This window comes from Pseudarthrobacter cellobiosi (assembly GCF_023913755.1).
GTDB lineage: Bacteria > Actinomycetota > Actinomycetes > Actinomycetales > Micrococcaceae > Arthrobacter > Arthrobacter cellobiosi.
The window spans coordinates 18242-36429 of sequence record NZ_JAMXBJ010000043.1; the positions used below are offsets into that span (position 1 = coordinate 18242).

Annotated in this window: 20 protein-coding genes and 1 tRNA gene; 11 read left to right on the forward strand and 10 right to left on the reverse strand. The window is 64.6% G+C overall.

Annotated features, from left to right (window positions below; translation table 11 throughout):
* Positions 1 to 57 precede the first annotated feature (57 nt).
* The 3 genes from NG696_RS09650 to NG696_RS09660 all read left to right on the forward strand — a co-directional run bounded on the left by NG696_RS09650 (position 58) and on the right by NG696_RS09660 (position 2851).
* The gene (locus tag NG696_RS09650; protein WP_252564904.1) at positions 58 to 1254 is read left to right on the forward strand and encodes a glycosyltransferase; all 1197 of its coding nucleotides are present in this window, start codon (positions 58 to 60) and stop codon (positions 1252 to 1254) included.
* Between the two features lie 142 nt (positions 1255 to 1396).
* Positions 1397 to 1470, forward strand: a tRNA-Ile gene (locus tag NG696_RS09655).
* Between the two features lie 190 nt (positions 1471 to 1660).
* The gene (locus NG696_RS09660; RefSeq protein ID WP_252564902.1) at positions 1661 to 2851 is read left to right on the forward strand and encodes an acyl-CoA dehydrogenase family protein; all 1191 of its coding nucleotides are present in this window, start codon (positions 1661 to 1663) and stop codon (positions 2849 to 2851) included.
* A gap of 47 nt (positions 2852 to 2898) precedes the next feature.
* Here the strand turns inward: NG696_RS09660 and NG696_RS09665 are convergent, their stop codons facing one another.
* Positions 2899 to 3396: a M23 family metallopeptidase gene (locus tag NG696_RS09665; protein ID WP_252564900.1), complete on the reverse strand. Its 498-nt coding sequence runs from the start codon at positions 3394 to 3396 to the stop codon at positions 2899 to 2901.
* Between the two features lie 403 nt (positions 3397 to 3799).
* On the opposite strand from NG696_RS09665, the gene rpsB reads away from it, so the two are divergent.
* From rpsB to NG696_RS09695, 6 genes are all read left to right on the forward strand, one after another.
* Positions 3800 to 4702: a 30S ribosomal protein S2 gene (gene rpsB / locus NG696_RS09670; RefSeq protein WP_252564898.1), complete on the forward strand. Its 903-nt coding sequence runs from the start codon at positions 3800 to 3802 to the stop codon at positions 4700 to 4702.
* A gap of 129 nt (positions 4703 to 4831) precedes the next feature.
* The gene (gene tsf, locus NG696_RS09675; protein ID WP_058929534.1) at positions 4832 to 5668 is read left to right on the forward strand and encodes a translation elongation factor Ts; all 837 of its coding nucleotides are present in this window, start codon (positions 4832 to 4834) and stop codon (positions 5666 to 5668) included.
* A gap of 127 nt (positions 5669 to 5795) precedes the next feature.
* Positions 5796 to 6533: a UMP kinase gene (gene pyrH / locus NG696_RS09680; RefSeq protein ID WP_252564896.1), complete on the forward strand. Its 738-nt coding sequence runs from the start codon at positions 5796 to 5798 to the stop codon at positions 6531 to 6533.
* 125 nt (positions 6534 to 6658) lie between these two features.
* On the forward strand, positions 6659 to 7216 hold the full coding sequence (gene frr, locus NG696_RS09685; protein ID WP_056348274.1) for a ribosome recycling factor: 558 nt from the start codon (positions 6659 to 6661) through the stop codon (positions 7214 to 7216).
* Positions 7216 to 8139, forward strand: a complete 924-nt coding sequence (locus NG696_RS09690) for a phosphatidate cytidylyltransferase (RefSeq protein WP_252564894.1) — start codon at positions 7216 to 7218, stop codon at positions 8137 to 8139. The genes frr and NG696_RS09690 overlap by 1 nt, the downstream gene beginning before the upstream one ends.
* 92 nt (positions 8140 to 8231) lie before the next feature.
* Positions 8232 to 8816 carry a DivIVA domain-containing protein gene (locus tag NG696_RS09695; protein ID WP_056348278.1) on the forward strand — a complete coding sequence of 195 codons (585 nt, stop codon included), beginning with the start codon at positions 8232 to 8234 and terminating at the stop codon, positions 8814 to 8816.
* Between the two features lie 45 nt (positions 8817 to 8861).
* On the opposite strand, the gene NG696_RS09700 is transcribed toward NG696_RS09695, so the two are convergent.
* The 5 genes from NG696_RS09700 to NG696_RS09720 form a co-directional block, all read right to left on the reverse strand.
* Positions 8862 to 9551, reverse strand: a complete 690-nt coding sequence (locus NG696_RS09700) for a hypothetical protein (protein WP_252564892.1) — start codon at positions 9549 to 9551, stop codon at positions 8862 to 8864.
* A gap of 66 nt (positions 9552 to 9617) precedes the next feature.
* On the reverse strand, positions 9618 to 11084 hold the full coding sequence (locus NG696_RS09705) for a sodium/solute symporter (RefSeq protein ID WP_252564891.1): 1467 nt from the start codon (positions 11082 to 11084) through the stop codon (positions 9618 to 9620).
* Between the two features lie 7 nt (positions 11085 to 11091).
* Positions 11092 to 11442 carry a hypothetical protein gene (locus tag NG696_RS09710; protein WP_252564889.1) on the reverse strand — a complete coding sequence of 117 codons (351 nt, stop codon included), beginning with the start codon at positions 11440 to 11442 and terminating at the stop codon, positions 11092 to 11094.
* The gene (locus tag NG696_RS09715; RefSeq protein ID WP_252564887.1) at positions 11439 to 12161 is read right to left on the reverse strand and encodes a LytR/AlgR family response regulator transcription factor; all 723 of its coding nucleotides are present in this window, start codon (positions 12159 to 12161) and stop codon (positions 11439 to 11441) included. Before NG696_RS09715 ends, NG696_RS09710 begins: the two co-directional genes overlap by 4 nt.
* 46 nt (positions 12162 to 12207) lie before the next feature.
* Positions 12208 to 13398 carry a sensor histidine kinase gene (locus NG696_RS09720; protein ID WP_252564885.1) on the reverse strand — a complete coding sequence of 397 codons (1191 nt, stop codon included), beginning with the start codon at positions 13396 to 13398 and terminating at the stop codon, positions 12208 to 12210.
* A gap of 178 nt (positions 13399 to 13576) precedes the next feature.
* On the opposite strand from NG696_RS09720, the gene NG696_RS09725 reads away from it, so the two are divergent.
* Both NG696_RS09725 and NG696_RS09730 read left to right on the forward strand, forming a co-directional pair.
* On the forward strand, positions 13577 to 13957 hold the full coding sequence (locus NG696_RS09725) for a DUF485 domain-containing protein (protein ID WP_252564883.1): 381 nt from the start codon (positions 13577 to 13579) through the stop codon (positions 13955 to 13957).
* The gene (locus NG696_RS09730) at positions 13954 to 15570 is read left to right on the forward strand and encodes a monocarboxylic acid transporter (protein ID WP_252564881.1); all 1617 of its coding nucleotides are present in this window, start codon (positions 13954 to 13956) and stop codon (positions 15568 to 15570) included. The genes NG696_RS09725 and NG696_RS09730 overlap by 4 nt, the downstream gene beginning before the upstream one ends.
* A gap of 166 nt (positions 15571 to 15736) precedes the next feature.
* On the opposite strand, the gene NG696_RS09735 is transcribed toward NG696_RS09730, so the two are convergent.
* The 4 genes from NG696_RS09735 to NG696_RS09750 form a co-directional block, all read right to left on the reverse strand.
* Positions 15737 to 16324, reverse strand: a complete 588-nt coding sequence (locus NG696_RS09735) for a hypothetical protein (RefSeq protein ID WP_252575286.1) — start codon at positions 16322 to 16324, stop codon at positions 15737 to 15739.
* Between the two features lie 6 nt (positions 16325 to 16330).
* The gene (locus NG696_RS09740) at positions 16331 to 16735 is read right to left on the reverse strand and encodes a DUF4383 domain-containing protein (protein WP_252564878.1); all 405 of its coding nucleotides are present in this window, start codon (positions 16733 to 16735) and stop codon (positions 16331 to 16333) included.
* A gap of 132 nt (positions 16736 to 16867) precedes the next feature.
* Positions 16868 to 17542: a collagen-like protein gene (locus NG696_RS09745; RefSeq protein WP_252575287.1), complete on the reverse strand. Its 675-nt coding sequence runs from the start codon at positions 17540 to 17542 to the stop codon at positions 16868 to 16870.
* Positions 17543 to 17681: 139 nt separating this feature from the next.
* Complete coding sequence (locus NG696_RS09750) at positions 17682 to 18155, reverse strand: Lrp/AsnC family transcriptional regulator (protein ID WP_111906416.1); 474 nt, start codon at positions 18153 to 18155, stop codon at positions 17682 to 17684.
* Positions 18156 to 18188 lie beyond the last annotated feature (33 nt).

Here is an 18188-nt window from a genome sequence, read left to right on the forward strand (position 1 = left end):
GCCAACCGGTGCGGCCAGCGACAGCTGCCCGTGCCGTGACCTTCAGGAGCTCTTCACGTGACAACGCCCTCTGACCAGCCTCCCCTGACCATCCTGATCGCCGCGGATACGTATCCGCCCCACATCAACGGGGCCGCGCAGTTCAGCTACCGTCTGGCCAACGGTATGAGCGGACGCGGCCACAACGTGCATGTGCTGGCTTGCCGGGCGGACGACGGCGCGAGCTTCACCGAGTTCCGCTCCGAGGCCACCGTGCATCGGCTCCGTTCCCACGGGGTCTTCACGCACGAATACTTCCGCATCTGCTTCCCCTGGGAAATCAAGAAGGAGATCGGCCTCCTTTTCGATCGGATCAAGCCCGATGTTGTGCACATCCAGAGCCACTACATGATCGGCGAGCACGTCCTCTACGAAGCGGCGAAGCGGGGCATCAGGATCGTGGCCACCAACCACTTCATGCCTGAAAACCTGAACCCGTTCCTGCCGTTCCCGCAGTGGTTCAAGGACATCATCGGCAAGATCTCCTGGAAGGACATGGGCAAGGTCATGGGCCAGGCCGACGTCGTCACCACGCCCACACCATTGGCGGCCAAGGCCATGCACCAGCACGCTTTCCTGCACAAGGTGCTCCCACTCTCCAACGGCATTGACTCCGCAGCCTATGAGCTGCAGCCCGGCGAAGTGATCGAACCGCACGCCCATCCAACAGTGGTGTTTGTGGGGCGCCTGGCCGAGGAAAAGCACGTGGACGTGCTCATCAATGCCGTGTCCAAGACCCCCGCGGAGCTCAACGTCCACCTGGAAATTGTGGGCGGCGGCGAAGTCCGCGCCGCTCTTGAAGCGCAGGCGGAACGGCTCGGACTGGGGGAGCGGGTGAAATTCCTGGGACTGGCCAGCGATGAGGACCTCCGGGAGGCCTACATCAAGGCGGACCTGTTCTGCATGCCGGGGACCGCGGAGCTTCAGTCACTGGTGACCCTTGAGGCCATGTCTGCCTCCACGCCCGTCCTGTTGGCGGATGCCATGGCACTGCCGCACCTGGTGCGCGACGGCGAGAACGGCTACCTGTTCACACCCAACGACAGCGACGACCTCGCAGCCAAGATCACGCGGATCCTGCAGCTGCCAGCCGAGGAACGGGCGGCAATGGGTCAGGCCAGCCGGCGGATGGTGGAGCCGCACAGCATCGAGGGGACGCTGCAGACCTTCGAGGACCTCTACCGGGGTGCGAGCTACGACGACAAGGCGGTCTGACAGCGGTCTTGCAGTGGCCCGCCCCAGTCTGGGGCGGGCCTTGGCATCCTGACTGCGTGGTCCTGATGCCCGCCAGTGTTTGCTAGAGTGTTTTTGCCCTGCTGAAGCCGAAGTCCTCCGCGGACCACGCCGGCAAGGGCAGGGGGCTATAGCTCAGCTGGTTAGAGCGCGGGACTCATAATCCTAAGGTCCTCGGTTCAAGTCCGAGTAGCCCTACCCAAGCACGACACCGCAGGAACCAAACCATCGTGGAACCGCGGCTGACGAGAGATCGTCGGCCGCGGTTTCTTTCGTTTTCCCGCAATCTGCGGTATGTTACTGACCAGTAACTTACCGCTGCCGCTGAGTCCCGGCCTGTCCTGCCATGGCTGGCCTGTCCGCGCTGCTGATCTTTGCGAGGGAACCAATGTCCAAAGCCTCTGTTGACATCAACAACCTTCCGTACGCCGACGGCGACTTCTTCGCCTTCGAGCAGCTTCTCACCGCCAAGGAGCAGGACCGGCTCGCCGAGATCCGGGGTTTCCTCGCCCGCGAAGTCCGGCCGATTGCCGTGGACTGCTGGAACCGCGGCGAGTTCCCCATGGAGCTCATTCCCAAGCTGGCCGAAATCGACCTGGTGAGCCCCGTGCGGCGCCAGGGCTACTCCAACCTGTTCGCCGGCCTGGTCCACGCCGAGGCAACGCGCGCCGATACCTCCATCGCTACCTTCATGGGTGTGCACGACGGACTGTTCACCGGCTCCATCGAGGCCCTTGCCTCCCAAGAACAGCAGGACGCCTGGCTCCCGGATATTTATTCGCTGAAGAAGATCGGCGCGTTCGGTCTTACGGAGCCGCTGGGAGGTTCCGACGTAGCCGGCGGCACGCGCACCACGGCACAGCGCGACGGCGACACCTGGATCCTCAATGGCGCCAAGCGCTGGATCGGCAACGCTACATTCTCGGATTGGGTGGTCATCTACGCCCGCGACCTCGCCGACAACCAGGTCAAGGGTTTCCTTGTGGATACGGCGCTGCCCGGCTTCATCGCCACCAAGATTGAAAACAAGATCTCCCTCCGGACAGTCCAGAACGCAGACATCGTCCTGGAGGACGTGGTGGTTCCGGACTTCTTCAAGCTGGCGGGCGCCAACAGCTTCCGCGACACCAACAAGGTCCTGAAAGTCACGCGGCTGTCCGTCGGCTGGCAGGCAGTCGGCCAGCAATTGGCCGCCTTCGACGTGGCCCGCCGCTACGCTGTGGAACGCCACCAGTTCGGCCGCCCGCTGGCATCATTCCAGCTCGTCCAAAGCCAGCTGGTGCAGATCCTCGGGAACGCCGTCAGCTCCATGGGCATGATGGTCCGGCTTTCCCAGCTGGAGGATGCCGGCCAGGCCAAGGATGAACAGTCCGCCCTTGCCAAGGCATTTACCACCGCACGGATGCGCGAGAGCGTCGCGATCGGCCGCAGCCTCCTGGGCGGCAACGGCATCGTGACCGACTTCGAGATGGCCAAGATCTTCGCTGACGCGGAAGCCATCTACTCGTATGAGGGAACCCACGAGATCAACACCCTCGTGACCGGCCGCGCCATCACCGGGATCTCGGCGATCGTCTAGAGCCGTCAGCCGTCAGCCGTCAGCCGTCAGCCGTCAGCGCTCGGCGGTCAGCCAGTGTCCAGCCCCAGGGGCAGCAGAATGGACGGGCGGAGGTCGGTGACGAATTCCAGCGGATTGACGTAGGCGTCCCCCTGCCTCACGCCCCAATGGACGCAGGCAAGAGCGCTGCAGTGCCCGGGTTGCAGCGTTCCGATGATCTCGCCCTTCGCCACCGCGGCCCCGGCCGTGAGCGAGCTTTCGACTGGCTCAAAACTGCTGCGGAGACCGCCCCCGTGATCGATGGTAATCACGGGGCGGTCCACCACTACTCCCACGAAACTGACGGTGCCGGACTCTGGCGAGGTGACCGGGACGCCGTCGTGCGTTGCCTCAAGGTCCACGCCGCGGTGCCCGCTCATCCACGGCTTGTCCGGCGGGTCAAAGGCGCGCAGCACAGCGGGCCTGGGGGAGAGCGGCCACTCCCAGGAAGCGCGCGGCGCTGTATCCGCTGGAGCCGCCGCGGCCGGCAGTAAGAGCACTGCCGCGAGGGCAACTATTGCTTTCATAAACCCAGCTTTGCGTGCCGGATCCCTCAGCGGGAGTGCGCACTTTGGCCATGTGGAAAACGCCCGTCGAAGGCCCTCGGGTTGTCCTTCGGCTATTGGCTCCTGTTGTACACTTGATGGAGCAGTTTGCTGTGCCCTCAACGCTTGCGTCGGCACGCCTCATTCAGGAATGCGGGGGAGCAGCAACTGACTACGCGTATCCAGCCCTCCAAATCTGAAGCCCCGGCTTTATATGAGGAGGATTGTGTCTCTTGCGGTCAGGGCCTCGCGGTCCTGATGAGAGTCGCAATGGATGCCAGGAGCACGGCCCGCCTTGGGCCACGCTAAATAACCGTCAACTATTGGCAGGGTAAGAGAGCCTGAAAGGCTCTCTCATGAATGACCTGCCGGAAGGAGCGCCGGCATGCCCGTCGTAACTATGCGCCAGCTGCTTGACAGCGGCGTCCACTTTGGACACCAGACCCGCCGTTGGAACCCGAAGATGAAGCGATTCATCTTCACGGAGCGCAACGGCATCTACATCATTGACCTTCAGCAGTCGCTGTCCTACATCGACCGTGCTTACGAGTTCGTAAAGGCCACCGTTGCACACGGCGGCACCGTACTCTTCGTCGGCACCAAGAAGCAGGCCCAGGAATCCATCGCTGAGCAGGCTACCCGTGTTGGACAGCCTTACGTGAACCAGCGCTGGCTCGGCGGTATGCTGACCAACTTCCAGACCGTTTCCAAGCGCATCCAGCGCATGAAGGAACTGGAAGAGATCGACTTCGACGACGTCGCCGGTTCCGCGTACACCAAGAAGGAACTGCTGCTCCTTCGCCGTGAACTCACCAAGCTGGAAACCAACCTCGGCGGTATCCGCAACCTGACCAAGGCACCTTCCGTGCTCTGGATCGTGGACACCAAGAAGGAACACCTGGCCGTTGACGAAGCCAAGAAGCTGAACATCCCGGTTGTGGCCATCTTGGACACCAACTGCGATCCTGACGAAGTCGACTTCCCCATCCCGGGCAACGACGACGCCATCCGCTCGGTGAACCTGCTGACCCGCGTTGTCGCCGACGCCGTTGCTGAGGGCCTCATCGCCCGCCACAACCGCGCCACGGGCACCACGGAAGCTCCGGAAGAGCCGCTGGCTGAGTGGGAGCGCGAACTCCTCGAAGGCAGCAAGACTGAAGAAGCACCTACCGCTGAGGCTGCTCCGGCTGCTGAAGAAGCTGCCGCTCCGGCAGCCGAAGAAGCTGCTCCGGTTGCCGAGGAAGCTCCGGCTGCTGCCGAGGCTCCCGCCGCCGACGCTGACAAGTAACACTAGTAAATCCGGATTCTCCGGCGCTGCCTGCAGCGCCGGCGCACCTGACAGGATGGCGGCTCACCCGGTGAGCCGCTGTCCTGTCGGTCCGTACACCACATACATTTTCTAGACAGAGGGGTTCACATGGCGAACTACACTGCCGCTGATATCAAGGCTCTGCGCGAGCGCACCGGCGCCGGCATGATGGATGTCAAGAAGGCTCTTGACGAAGCCAACGGTGACGCCGAAAAGGCCATCGAGATCATCCGCATCAAGGGCCTCAAGGGCGCTACCAAGCGCGAAGGCCGCTCCACCGCTGAAGGCCTGGTGGCCGCAAAGGTCAGCAACGGCGTCGGCGTGATGATCGAGGTCAACTGCGAGACCGACTTTGTTGCCAAGGCTGACAAGTTCATCCAGCTGGCCGACAAGGTCCTGGCCGTGGCTGTGGAGTCCGGCGCTGCCGACCTCGACACCCTCCTGGCCATCGAAGTTGACGGCAAGCCGCTGTCCGAGGTTGTCGTCGAAGAGGGCGCAATCCTTGGCGAAAAGGTAGTTGTCCGCAAGCTGTCCCGCATTGAGGGCGGCACTGTTGACGCTTACCTGCACAAGACGTCCAAGGATCTCCCGGCCCAGGTCGGCGTCCTGTTCGCTGTTGACGGTGAAGGCGAAGCCGCTGCCACCGCCGCACACGACGTTGCAGTGCACATCGCAGCGATGTCCCCGAACTACCTGACCCGCGAAGACGTTCCGTCCGACCTGGTCGAGTCCGAGCGTCGCATTGCCGAAGAGACCGCCAAGGCTGAAGGCAAGCCCGAGGCTGCAATGTCCAAGATTGTGGAAGGCCGCGTTACAGGCTTCTACAAGGGTGAGGTCTTGGTTGACCAGGCTTTCGCCAAGGACGCCAAGAAGTCTGTGGCGCAGGTCCTCGAAGAGGCCGGCGTCAAGGGCACGTCCTTCGCACGTTTCCGCGTCGGCTCCTAGTCGAATCCGCAAAGGGGTGGCCACTTCGGTGGCCGCCCCTTTTGCATGCACCGGCTAAACGTCCGATGAGACCTTTGGCCACCCCGCACGATAACCTTTTTCAGAGTTCACCAACGGGAAGGCACCCATGGAAGCCGTCAATTCTTCAAGCCAGCCAGAGAAAAGCAGGCGCCGCGTCCTCCTGAAGTTGTCGGGCGAGGTCTTCGGCGGCGGCAAGCTGGGCGTTGATCCCGACACCGTGCGCGGCGTCGCCAAGCAGATCGCCGCAGCGGTCCCCGAAGTGGAAGTTGCCATCGTCGTCGGCGGCGGTAACTTTTTCCGCGGCGCGGAACTGTCCCAGAGCGGCATGGACCGCTCGCGCGCCGACTACATGGGCATGCTCGGCACCGTCATGAACTGCCTGGCACTGCAGGACTTCCTGGAGCAGGCCGGCGTTGAAACCCGCGTCCAGAGCGCCATCACCATGGGGCAGGTGGCCGAGGCGTACATTCCCCGCCGGGCCATCCGCCACATGGAAAAGGGCCGTGTGGTCATCTTCGGAGCCGGAGCCGGCCTGCCGTACTTCTCCACGGACACAGTGGCCGCCCAGCGCGCTCTGGAGGTCCACGCGGACGTCGTCCTGATGGCCAAGAGCGGCGTGGACGCCGTCTACACCGCGGATCCCAAGAAGGACCCCACTGCCGAGAAGCTGGACACCCTGAGCTACGACGACGCCCTGCGCCGCGACATCAGGGTCATGGACCAAACCGCAATGACCATGTGCAAGGACAACAACCTGTCCATGGTGGTTTTCGGGATGGAAGGCGAAGGGAACGTCACCCGCGCCATCCTGGGCGAAAAGCTCGGTACCCTGGTGACCCCGTAGCTGCAGCTAGGATGATCTGAGCACGGTTCCACGCCCGCAACCGGGCAACAATGGAACCAGGAACACTGAACCAAGATTGTGCAGGGAACCGGTACCCGGACTGCACTGATTTCTGAGGAGAGACCGTGATCGAAGAAACCTTGCTCGAAGCCGAAGAGAAGATGGACAAGGCGGTAGAGGTAGCCAAGGAAGACTTCGCCTCGATCCGCACAGGACGGGCAAACCCGGGCCTTTACAACAAGGTCCTGGTGGACTACTACGGTTCGCCCACCCCGCTGCAGCAGCTTGCCTCCTTCGCCATTCCGGACGCGCGCACCATCCTCATCACGCCGTTCGATAAGACCGCACTGCGCGACATCGAGCGGGCCCTGAGTGATTCCGAGGTGGGCGCCAACCCCTCCAACGACGGCAACGTCATCAGGATCACCATCCCGGACCTGACCCAGGAACGCCGCAAGGAATACGTCAAGATCGTCAAGACCAAGGGCGAGGACGCGAAGATCTCCATCCGAAACATCCGGCGAAAGGCCAAGGAAACGCTGGACAAGCTCGTCAAGGACGGCGAAGCCGGCGAGGACGAAGGCAGCCGCGCCGAAAAGGAACTGGATGGCCTGACCAAATCGCACGTGGACGGCATCGACGAGCTGCTCAAGCGCAAGGAAGCAGAGCTGCTCGAAGTCTGATGAGCCAGGCAGAGCAGGCCCCCACACAAAGGGCGCGCACCAGGGGGAAACAGTTGCGGAGCAATCCGACGCCCAAGGCTGGCCGGAATCTTCCGGCAGCCATTGTGGTGGGCCTGGCCATGCTGATCGGCGTGCTGGGCGGGCTGGTTTTCCTCCCGCTCGGATTCGTGGCTGTCACCACCGGGTTCGCGGTCTTCGGAGTCTGGGAGATCTTCCGTGCCCTGGAGGCGAACGGGACCAGGATGCCCATCGTCCCGGTCATGGTGGGTACAGTCGCCATGCCGTTCGCCGCCTATCTCGGCGGTCTTGAGAGCCTGCTTTTCGCCATGCTCCTGAGCTGCGTGGCAGTCCTCCTCTGGCGTTCAGTGGAGAGCCCCGCCGGATCAGCGAACAGCATCTTTGCCGGCGTGTTCACGCTGGGCTGGGTCCCGTTCTTCATCAGTTTCGCGACGTTGCCGCTGCACGCCGTCGGCGTCGCCACTCCGGTGGGTCTCTGGCCTGGCGGAACCGTGCCGCCCGGGGCCTGGCAGGTGGCCGTGATGCTGCTGCTGGTGGTCTCGAACGACACGTTCGGCTACCTCGTGGGCGCATCGCTGGGCAAACACCCTATGGCCCCGAAGATCAGCCCCAAGAAATCATGGGAAGGCTTCGCCGGCTCCATTGCCGGGGCCATGCTGATCGGCATCCTTGCCAGCATTTTCCTGCTGGACAAACCCTGGTGGGTTGGTGTGATCCTCGCCGTGGGCGTCGTTGCAGCGTCCACCGCAGGAGACCTGGCCGAGTCGATGGTCAAGCGTGAACTCGGGATCAAGGACATGAGCAGCATCCTGCCCGGACATGGGGGCGTCATGGACCGCCTGGACTCCATCGTCTTCGCCTGTCCCGTGGCCTTTGTGCTGTTCGCACTGGTTGCGGGCGTCTGACGCGACCCTCTCGGACCATCTCCGCCGGACCGCCGGCAGCGCCAATAGACTGGTGCGTAACCTGACCCAGCTGAAGCAACAAAGGAACAACAGTGGCATTGGACTTTCAACGGAAAATCCCCGCGTCGTTTGAGCGCGTGCGGGGCAACGAATTCGGGTACAACGCCAAACAGGTGGACCAGTTCCTCCAGCGGGCCAGGGTGGCACTCGAGACGCCGAAGGCCGCCATCCACGCCGTCACCAGCGCCGATGTCCGGAGCGTCTCTTTTGACCCGGTCAAGGGAGGTTACGCTGCCGCCGTCGTCGACGCAGCGCTGGACCGGCTCGAAGATGCCTTTGCCCGCCGCGAACGGGACGAACTGATCGCCGCCAAGGGCGAGGATGCCTGGCTGCGGGAGATCGGCAGCCTCTCCGGGATCCTCCGGGGCCGCCTCCACCGGCCTGACGGTGAGCGCTTCCGGCGCCCGTCAAAAAAGAAGGCCCGCAGTTACAACATCCTGGACGTGGACAATCTTTGCTACGACCTGATCGGCTACCTCGAAGAGGACAAGCCGCTCAGCGTGGACAATGTCCGCCGGGTGGTCTTCCGTCCCGCCGTGGGCAAGGACGGTTACGAAGAGACCCAGGTTGATGCCTTCCTGGACCGCGTGGTTGAACTCATGGCGGCCATCGACTGACGTCGCTGACTGGCTGCTGGGACTGACTCCGTAGACTGATCGGCTTCAGTCCCCGCCCGGTGGTGTGGGGGAGAGCGGTGCGAAGCGCTGCCAAACGTCACGGTACTGCCGGTTGCCGTGGAACGATGAGGCTCCAGCAAATGCGAGCCCGCAGACGGAACCCACCAGGACCGCCGCAGCTGTCGGCCAGCCCAGCAGCGTCATGAATGTGCCCAGCAGGATTGCTGTCAGGGCGGCGTTGGCCATGGTGATAAACACCATGCTGCTCCCTGCCACGTGGCTCCACGTGCTCCTGCCCCCGAGGAAATAATACGTCTGGTCCATGCCGGCCTCGTCGTCGTGCCGGCCGGCCAGCATGTACTTCGCAATGCCGGGATCCAGGTCCACATACGCGGCCCTCAGCCGGTTCATGGCCAACACGTACATCAGGTCCTCCATGCCAACATTCATGACGCGGACCTGCGTCAGGAGACCGATCAGCAGGTCGGTGGCCAGAACGATCATCGCCAGCATCACAAAGGTGTCCGAGAACCTGGTGGCCTGGCCCACCAACGCAAGGCTCACCAGGCTGGCCGACGTGAACATCAGGAACATGCTGATGCGGGTCAGCACTTCCCCTTGAGTGGTGCTGCGGGATGCAAGCAGGCTCCAATGCTCGGTGGCGAGCAACTGCGCCCGGACCGACAACGGGACGCCGTCCGCCTCGTTGGGGGTGCTCCCGTCCTGCGTGGACATGCCGCAGTTGTCCTCCCTCCAGCCGCCCGGCGCGAGAGCCCCCCGACCGCTGGCGCGGCAGGGGACTCAGCGTTCGGTCATCAACGGCCGTTCGGGAGTGTGCAGCCGGGTCATGACGCGGCTCATGGTCAGCGGAATCCGGTGTTTTGTCCCCCGGGAGACAAGCACTGTCACGGCGAAGGCGGCGGGAACTGTCCACGCCGCCGGCTGGGCCAGCCAGAAGGGCGTACCGGCAGCGCCCAGGACCGTTCCCCACACCATGGCGCCGCCGCAGAGGACGCCGCCGGTCACCATTCCGGCAATGGCGCCGGCGTCGGTGAGTCCCCGCCACCAGATGCCCAGCAGGAGTACCGGGCACACACTGGAGGCGGTAAACGCGAACACCAGGCCCACACTGCCGGCCAGAGCCAGGGAATCAGTCATCACGGCAAATCCCAGCGGAACCACAGCGGAGACGACGGCGGCGAGCCGGAATCCCCGCACGCCGCCGCCCAGGACGTCCTGGCTGATCACGCCAGCCAGGGAGACCACCAGGCCCGAGGTGGTGGACAGGAACGCGGCGAAGGCCCCGGCCACCACCAACGCTGAGAGCAGGTCGCCCGCGGTTCCACCGATCAGCTGCCCCGGCAGCAGGAGAACCACCGCGTCGGCCTGCCCTGACCGGGCGAGTTCGGGCGCGAACATCCGCCCCACCAGCCCGTAGGCAGTGGGAAACAGGTAAAAAACGGAGAGCAGCCCGAGCACGATCAGGGTGGTCCGCCGTGCCGAGTGCCCGTCCGGATTCGTGTAGAAGCGGACCAGGACATGTGGGAGTCCCAGCGTGCCGAATAGCAGCGCCACCAGCAGCGAGATGTTCTGGTACGGCCCGGCGGGGGCCAGCCCGGTGGGATTCACGACGGCGGGGGCCGCGGGGGCACTCCCGTCACCGGCGAGCGTGAACACGATGAACAGGACGGGCACGGCAAGGGCCGTGAGCTTCAGCCAGAACTGAAAGGCCTGCACAAAGGTAATGGAGCGCATGCCGCCGGCCACAACTGTCAGGCACACCACAACCACCACGGCCACGGAGCCCACCCAGGCCGGCAGCCCCGTGGTGATCCGGATGGTCAAGGCCGCGCCGTGGAGCTGAGGCACAATGTACAGCCAGCCCACTACAACCACCACCACGCTGGTCACACGGCGGACTGCGCGCGAATCCAGCCTCGCCTCGGTGAAGTCCGGGATCGTGTACGCGCCGGAGCGGCGCAGCGGTGCGGCCACAAAAAGCAGCAGCATCAGGTAGCCGGCGGTGTAGCCCACGGGAAACCACAGCGCGTCGGTACCGGACAGCAGGATCAGTCCGGCCACGCCCAGGAAACTCGCCGCAGAGAGGTACTCCCCGCCGATGGCCGAGGCGTTCCACCATGGCTTGACGGTCCGGGAAGCCACGTAGAAATCGCCGGTGGTCCGGGAAATCCGCAGACCGTAGAACCCGATGGCGGCTGTTGCCAGCGAAACCAACACGAGAGCGATCACACCCACTGCGGGATTCATGAGGTGGTCACTTGTCCCCGGCCAGGTCGCGGTAGCGGGCCTCGTTCCGTGCGGCGGTCCGGATATAAAGCCAGGCGCTGAGGCCTATGACGGGATAGATGCCTGCACCGAGCAGGATCCAGTCGAACGGGATACCCGCGATCCGGGTCTCGGCGAGGCCCGGTAGGGCTGCCAGCAGCAACGGGAACGCGCACAGGATCAGCATAAAGCCGATGGCCACCACCAGGGCCAGCCGCAACTGGGAACGGATCAGGGAGCGGACGAAGACCTGTCCCACATCTGATTCCTCCGCCGCCTCGCGGGACTCCCCGGAGGGCCGGGGCGCAGAGCGCGGGGCGGTGACGCGGACCCGGGTCATGCCTGCGGCCGGATGCGGGTGGCTTCCAGCTTTTCCCTGACCAGGGGAAGGTGGCGGCGGCTGATGGGCAGGCCGGCGCCGGCCACCGAGACGCTGGGCTTATCCGCCGCCAGCTTCATGGACTGCACATGCTTCAGGGCCACGAGGTAGGACCGGTGCGTCCGAATAAACCCGGCTTCCGCCCACTGCTGCTCAAGGTCTGCCAGCGGCACGCGGATGAGGTAGCTGGCATCGGCGGTGTGCAGCCGGGCGTAGTCTCCCTGCGCCTGGACGTACGTGACGTCGTCGCGCCTGATCATCCTGGTGGTGCCGCCCTGGTCAACGGTGATCATCTCAGGGGCGGCGCCGCCGCCGTCGCGCAGCAGCTCGCTGATTCGGCCCACCGACCGGGAGAGCCGCTCGGCCCGGACGGGCTTGAGCAGGTAGTCCACGGCGGCCAGTTCGAAGGCTTCCAGGGCGCAGTCCTCGTCTGCGGTCACAAACACCACGGCCGGCGGTTTGCTGCTGCGCGTGATGGCGCGTGCAACATCCAGGCCGGACACGGCGGGCATGTGAATATCCAGGAAGACGGCGTCAATCGTTTCGGTGTTCAGGGCCCGCAATGCCTCAGCGCCGGAAGTCGCCCGGTGGATGACCCCGATCCGGTCATCCTTGCCCAGCAGGTAGGCCAGTTCCTCCACGGCGGGTAGCTCGTCGTCGGCGACGAGGACATTAATCATGGTCCTACATTAGCCGCAGGAGGCGGCTGGGATCAGGCCGCCAGGTTCAGGCGTCGTGGCCGGGCTGGGACTTGGGCACGCGCATGGTGATCAACGTTCCCTCGCCCGGCGCCGTCTCGATCACCAGGCCGTGCTGGTCCCCGTAAACCTGCCGTAGCCGGGCGTCCACGTTGCGCAGCCCCACGTGGTCGCCGTCGTGGTGCCCGGCCAGCATCGACTGGAGCTCGGCAGGGTCCATCCCCACGCCGTCGTCCTCTATGGTCACTTCCGCATAGGCGCCCGAATCATTGGCCGTGATGGTGATGTGGCCCGTCCCTTCCTTGGCCTCCAGGCCGTGCCGGACGGCGTTCTCCACCAGCGGCTGCAGGCTCAGGAACGGGATGACGGTGCTCAGGACTTCCGGCGCGATCCGCAGGCTGACCTGGACGCGGTCACCGAAACGGGCACGTTCCAGCAGCAGGTACCGGTCAATGCAGCGCAGTTCCTCCGCCAGCGTGGTGAAGTCGCCGTGGCGCCGGAACGAGTACCTCGTAAAATCAGCGAACTCCACCACCAGCTCGCGCGCCCGCTCCGGATCCGTGTTGATGAACGACGCGATGGCGTTCAGCGAGTTGTAGATGAAATGCGGACTGATCTGGGCACGCAGCGCCCGCACTTCGGCTTCCATCAGCAGCGTCCGGGACGCATCCAGCTCAGCCAGCTCCACCTGGACGGCCACCCAGTCCGCCACTTCGCTGGTGGCACGGACCAGGCCTGCGCCCGCCGCCGGGGCAAACGCAGCCACGACGCCCACCACCCGTGAGCCCGCACGAACCGGCGCGATGACGGCGGCGAAGCTTCCGGAGGCAAGGCCCGCCCCCAGGTCCCGCGCCTGGAGCACCGCCGTCCGCCCGCCGAGCAGGACGTCGGCGGCCAGGTCCATCAACCGGGGCTTCAGTTCCTCGGCGGCACCGTCCCAGGCGAGCACCCCGGCCGTATCGGTGATTGCCAGCGCATCGCAGCCCAGCAGGTTCCTTAGCTGCCGGCTCGCCTTGGCGGCGCCCGCAGGATTGAGGCCCGTACGCAGGTGCTGGCCGGCACTCGATGCAGCGTGGAGCGTGTTGTACGTGGCGCGCTCGGCGTCGGTGCCCAGCTCACGGAAGGACCGGAGCAGCTTGATGCCAACGCCGCCGACGACGGCGATCGCCAAGGTGATCACCGCAACGGCGGCGGCAGTCAGGAGCGGGGAGTCCGGCATGGTGCCCAGCGTAGCGCCGGGTGCCGTTAGTCGCAGCATCGTAGCCGTTGAGCGACCGTTTCGGCCATGGCTCTGGAATTGACACCTGCCGCACCGCAGAGTGATTGCAGTCACATTGTCCGCATCCTGCCTGCAGGCTGGCCCGTGTGAACCAAGCAAGTCTCAATGAGGAGGAACGATGGGTAACGATGCCCACACTCCGGACGCAGCGGCGTCCGTGGACTTCGAACAGGTCCAGTCGACAGAGCGGTTCCAGGAACTGCGCAAACGTCACCGCAGCTTTGTGTTCCCCATGGCCGTGGCATTCCTGCTGTGGTACTTCGCGTATGTCCTGCTGGCTGACTACGCCGTCGAGTTTATGTCCACCAAACTGTGGGGCAACATCAACGTCGGCCTGATCCTGGGCTTGCTGCAGTTCGTCTCCACGTTCGCCATCACCGGCTGGTACGTCAGCTACTCCAACCGGAAGCTGGACCCCATCGCGGCCGAGATCCGCAACGAAATCGAAGGCCATGAGTTTGATAAGGACGGCAACATCGTGAGCGGAGTGACCAAATGATCGGAATTGCCACGGCCGTTGACGTTGCCGACCTGAAAGAGACCACGCTGCTCAACATGGGCATCTTCGGCCTGTTTGTCGCCGTCACCATGGTGATTGTGCTGCGGGCCAGCCGGAACAACAAAACCGCGGCGGACTACTACGCCGCCGGCCGGTCCTTCACCGGATCCCAGAACGGAACCGCCATTGCCGGCGACTACCTGTCCGCTGCCTCGTTCCTGGGCATCACCGGCGCCATCGCCATCAACGGCTATGACGGCTTTATGTACTCCATCGGGTTCCTGGTGGCCTGGCTCGTGGCGCTCCTGCTCGTGGCCGAACTGCTCCGGAACACCGGAAAGTTCACCATGGCCGATGTCCTCTCCTTCCGCCTCAAGCAGCGCCCGGTCCGCATCGCGGCCGCCATCTCCACGTTGGTCGTCTGCTTCTTCTACCTGCTCGCCCAGATGGCCGGAGCAGGCAGCCTGGTTTCCCTGCTGCTGGGCATCAGCGACTGGGGCGGACAGGCCTTGGTAATCATCGTCGTCGGCGCCCTGATGATCATGTACGTCCTGATCGGCGGGATGAAGGGCACCACCTGGGTCCAGATCATCAAGGCGGTCCTGCTGATCGCCGGCGCTGCCGTGATGACACTCTGGGTCCTCGCCATCTACGGCTTCAACCTCTCCAGCCTCCTCGGTGCGGCTGTTGAAACCGCCGGCAACCCGGCTGTCCTGAACCCGGGCCTGCAGTACGGCAAGTCTGACACCTCCAAGATCGACTTCATGTCCCTCGGACTCGCCCTGGTACTGGGCACCGCTGCCCTTCCCCACGTGCTGATGCGGTTCTACACCGTGCCCACGGCCAAGGAAGCCCGGAAGTCCGTAGTCTGGTCGATCTGGCTGATCGGGCTCTTCTACCTGTTCACCCTAGTGCTGGGCTACGGCGCCGCCGCACTGGTGGGTGCCGACACCATCAAGTCCGCACCGGGCGGGGTCAACTCGGCCGCACCGCTGCTGGCCTTCTTCCTGGGCGGGCCGTTGCTGCTGGGCTTCATCTCCGCGGTCGCCTTCGCCACCATTCTCGCTGTGGTGGCCGGGCTGACAATCACCGCAGCAGCGTCCTTCGCCCACGACATCTACGCCAGTGTCATCGCCAAGGGCAAGGCCGACGCCGACACCGAGGTCAAGGTGGCCCGGCGCACCGTAATCGTTATCGGCGTGCTGGCAATCCTGGGCGGCATCTTCGCCAACGGCCAGAACGTGGCCTTCCTCGTGGCGCTCGCCTTCGCCGTCGCTGCATCCGCTAACCTGCCCACCATTGTCTACTCCCTGTTCTGGCGTAGGTTCACCACGCAGGGTGCGGTTTGGAGCATGTACGGCGGACTGGGCTCGGCCATCCTTCTGATCATCTTCTCGCCGGTCGTATCCGGCGGGGCGACCTCCATGATCAAGGACGCCAACTTCGCCTTCTTCCCCTTGAGCAACCCTGGCATTGTGTCCATCCCGCTGGCATTCCTGCTCGGCTGGCTCGGCACGGTGCTGGACAAGAAGCGCGAGGACCCTGCCAAGCAAGCCGAAATGGAAGTCCGCTCCCTGACCGGTGTGGGCGCGGAGAAAGCCGTGGACCACTGATCGATGACTGAGTACGGAACAAGCCGACAGTCCGGAGCAACCTGGGACTCCGGAACAGGCTGATAGTCAGAGAGCCCCTGTGCCGCAAGGCATAGGGGCTCTCTGACGTTCCAGCTCCAGCTGGGGGCGACGTTCAAAAGGCGGCGACGCTCAGCTTGCGGTTGCGTCAGCGCTGATGGTGGCCCGTCGGCACGGCCGGACCGCCGTGCTGACCATGCGGCACCGCAAACTGGCCCGCTGTGGAGGCGGCGAGTCCCGGCGTCGCGATTCCGGCCACCAGCACGGCACCGGCGAAAGCGGTGAGCAGCAGGATGCCCGGGCGGGCAGCGGCGGGCGCCATGCCGTCGTCGTCCTTTCCCCGGAGCCGGCGCCTCTTCAGCCAGGCGCCCGAAGCGACAATCATGAGCGTCAGCAGGAGCGCCACGAGGTGGCTGAGGTGAAGGCTGGACGTGTCGCTGCTGAAGGCAAGGGCCGACACGTGCGCCCCGGATGCCATCAGCAGGAACGCCACGGTCCGCCCGGACCCGACAATCCGTCCGCGGTGCAAAGCCAGGACCGTCCAGAGGATCAGGGCCACTCCCCAGCCGCCGGAGACGACCGCGAGGGCTGGCTGCCAGACGGAGCCGGACACTCCCGGCTCCGCGAGGAGGCTTGAGGAAACGGCGAGGTTCACTGAACCGGCCCCGAATCCTGCGAAGCCGCCGAAGAGCCGGACGGCCGGGACAGCCCATCCCTCTCCTGGCTCGGCAGCCATGGCCGGCTACGCCCGGACGGCTGTTGCGGACTTGTCCATGGACAGACCCACGCCCAGCAGCAGGACTGCGCTGGCCAAGTGGAGTACGTTGTCGGCACCGTTGAGCGCGATGATGTTCAGTGGCGAGGTCAGCAGGAACAGCCCAAGCACACCGACCAGGAGATAGACGGCACCCACGCCGGTGTTGACCGTACGGGCCATGGCCGTGCTTTTCAGGCCCGCGTACAGAAGCGCGCCGCCGATCGCGAGGTGGATGACGTTGTGCAGCGGATTCACTTCAAAAATGATGAGGTTGGCGCCCTCCGTGGCGAAGAAGCCGATGCCGGAGGTCACCACGAAACCCAGGAGGCCGACAAGAAGATAAACGGCACCGAAGACGGTGGCGACAAGGCGGTTCGGAGAAGTGCGCATGGCCCGAATCCTTCCGGTAAGGCGGGGGGCGTTATGTCCCGGCCAGACTGCGGGATCCCGGATGGGATCCTCGTAGAAGCAATTCGGACCATGTCCCCGGGCGGATGGGGTGCGGGCTTGGGTTGTGTGGCGCTACGCCTGGGGCTTGAGCTTGATGTTGATCATTTTCAGCTCGTCGGTGCCTTCGAAGCGGTAGACGAGGTCGATTTTCTTGTCGCCGTCGCAGGTGATGAGGCCGGCTACGTCGGCCGCCTTGGTGCCGTTCTCGGTGCTGGCCTTCACCTCGTTGTAGGCAGTCTTGCAGGTGCTATCCATCTCCAGGGTCTTGATACCGGCGATGAAGTCCTCCTTGGTCAGCTGCTCATGGAGGGCGGGGTCAAGATAGTCGTCGTAGGCCTTGGAACTGTCGCCGGCAATCACCAGCTTGGTGAAGCTGTCAGCCAGGCCCCGGGCATGGTTCGTGGCTCCGTTGACAATGTTGACCAGGATGAGGACGCCGACGACCGCCAGCAGCAGGACACCGCCCACAACGCCGAGGATGGTCCACAGCTTCCGGCGGCTTTGCGCCGGGGGCTCTTGTCCGGGCAGGCCGAATGGCCCCTCTGACGAGTATTGCCCGGGTGCACCGTACTGCGCGGGCGGGCCGAACTGCGACGGTGCACCGTATTGCCCCGGCGCACCGTGCTGTGGCGGGTTGCCGGGCAGCGGTGGCGCACCATGCTCGCCGGGGTTGCCGGGCTGCCCCGTTGGTTGCGCGGGCCAGGCCGCCGGCTGGACCGGCTGGTACGGTCCCTGAGGATTGCTCACGATGGAGCCTTTCCGGCAACGCACTGGCACTGCCTTATTGTTGGGACCCGCTGAACGGCACCCATGGATTCACCTTGGAACAGCCTATAACCCAGCCCGCCGGGGCTGGGTATCGGGGCGGTAATAAGGGCTGCTGGCCCTAAGCGTCTCCGGATCCCCGCTCGAGCAGCGGCTGGATGCGGAACGGGATGAGTTCGCCCATGGCCAGTGCGGTGTCCGTCCTGTCCACTCCATCGCACGCCAGGATTTTCCCGTTGATCCGGAAGAGGTCCTCGGCGTCCAGGGCCACTACCCGGAGCAGGAGGTCAGCGGAGCCGGTGAGGCCGTAGCCTTCCAGGATTTCCGGAATGCCGGCGAGGTCATGGGCCAGCTGTCCCAGTTTCTGCTGCTGGACATGGACGGAAATGAACGCCATGAGCGGATAGCCCAGGGATGCCGGGTTGATCCGCCGTTCGAAGGACAGGAAGACGTGCTTCTTCTCCAGCTGGGCCATGCGCGCCTGAACGGTGTTCCGGGACAGCCCCAGCTTCTGGGCCAACGCCACCACGGTCCGCCGGGGGTCGCGGGCCAGGGCCGAGAGCAGCCGCGTGTCTGTGCCATCCAAAGCTTGCATACTGCGCAACGTTAGCACGGTGAGGGCAGTGCA

Coding starts and splice junctions, on each gene's coding strand:
- NG696_RS09735 (WP_252575286.1), bottom strand. CDS start 16,324: ATGGCTGCCGAGCCAGGAGAGGGATGGGCTGTCCCGGCCGTCCGGCTC.
- NG696_RS09730 (WP_252564881.1), top strand. CDS start 13,954: ATGATCGGAATTGCCACGGCCGTTGACGTTGCCGACCTGAAAGAGACC.
- NG696_RS09725 (WP_252564883.1), top strand. CDS start 13,577: ATGGGTAACGATGCCCACACTCCGGACGCAGCGGCGTCCGTGGACTTC.
- NG696_RS09665 (WP_252564900.1), bottom strand. CDS start 3,396: ATGAAAGCAATAGTTGCCCTCGCGGCAGTGCTCTTACTGCCGGCCGCG.
- NG696_RS09750 (WP_111906416.1), bottom strand. CDS start 18,155: ATGCAAGCTTTGGATGGCACAGACACGCGGCTGCTCTCGGCCCTGGCC.
- NG696_RS09740 (WP_252564878.1), bottom strand. CDS start 16,735: ATGCGCACTTCTCCGAACCGCCTTGTCGCCACCGTCTTCGGTGCCGTT.
- NG696_RS09715 (WP_252564887.1), bottom strand. CDS start 12,161: ATGATTAATGTCCTCGTCGCCGACGACGAGCTACCCGCCGTGGAGGAA.
- NG696_RS09720 (WP_252564885.1), bottom strand. CDS start 13,398: ATGCCGGACTCCCCGCTCCTGACTGCCGCCGCCGTTGCGGTGATCACC.
- pyrH (WP_252564896.1), top strand. CDS start 5,796: ATGGAAGCCGTCAATTCTTCAAGCCAGCCAGAGAAAAGCAGGCGCCGC.
- NG696_RS09705 (WP_252564891.1), bottom strand. CDS start 11,084: ATGAATCCCGCAGTGGGTGTGATCGCTCTCGTGTTGGTTTCGCTGGCA.
- NG696_RS09690 (WP_252564894.1), top strand. CDS start 7,216: ATGAGCCAGGCAGAGCAGGCCCCCACACAAAGGGCGCGCACCAGGGGG.
- tsf (WP_058929534.1), top strand. CDS start 4,832: ATGGCGAACTACACTGCCGCTGATATCAAGGCTCTGCGCGAGCGCACC.
- NG696_RS09700 (WP_252564892.1), bottom strand. CDS start 9,551: ATGTCCACGCAGGACGGGAGCACCCCCAACGAGGCGGACGGCGTCCCG.
- NG696_RS09710 (WP_252564889.1), bottom strand. CDS start 11,442: ATGACCCGGGTCCGCGTCACCGCCCCGCGCTCTGCGCCCCGGCCCTCC.
- rpsB (WP_252564898.1), top strand. CDS start 3,800: ATGCCCGTCGTAACTATGCGCCAGCTGCTTGACAGCGGCGTCCACTTT.
- NG696_RS09660 (WP_252564902.1), top strand. CDS start 1,661: ATGTCCAAAGCCTCTGTTGACATCAACAACCTTCCGTACGCCGACGGC.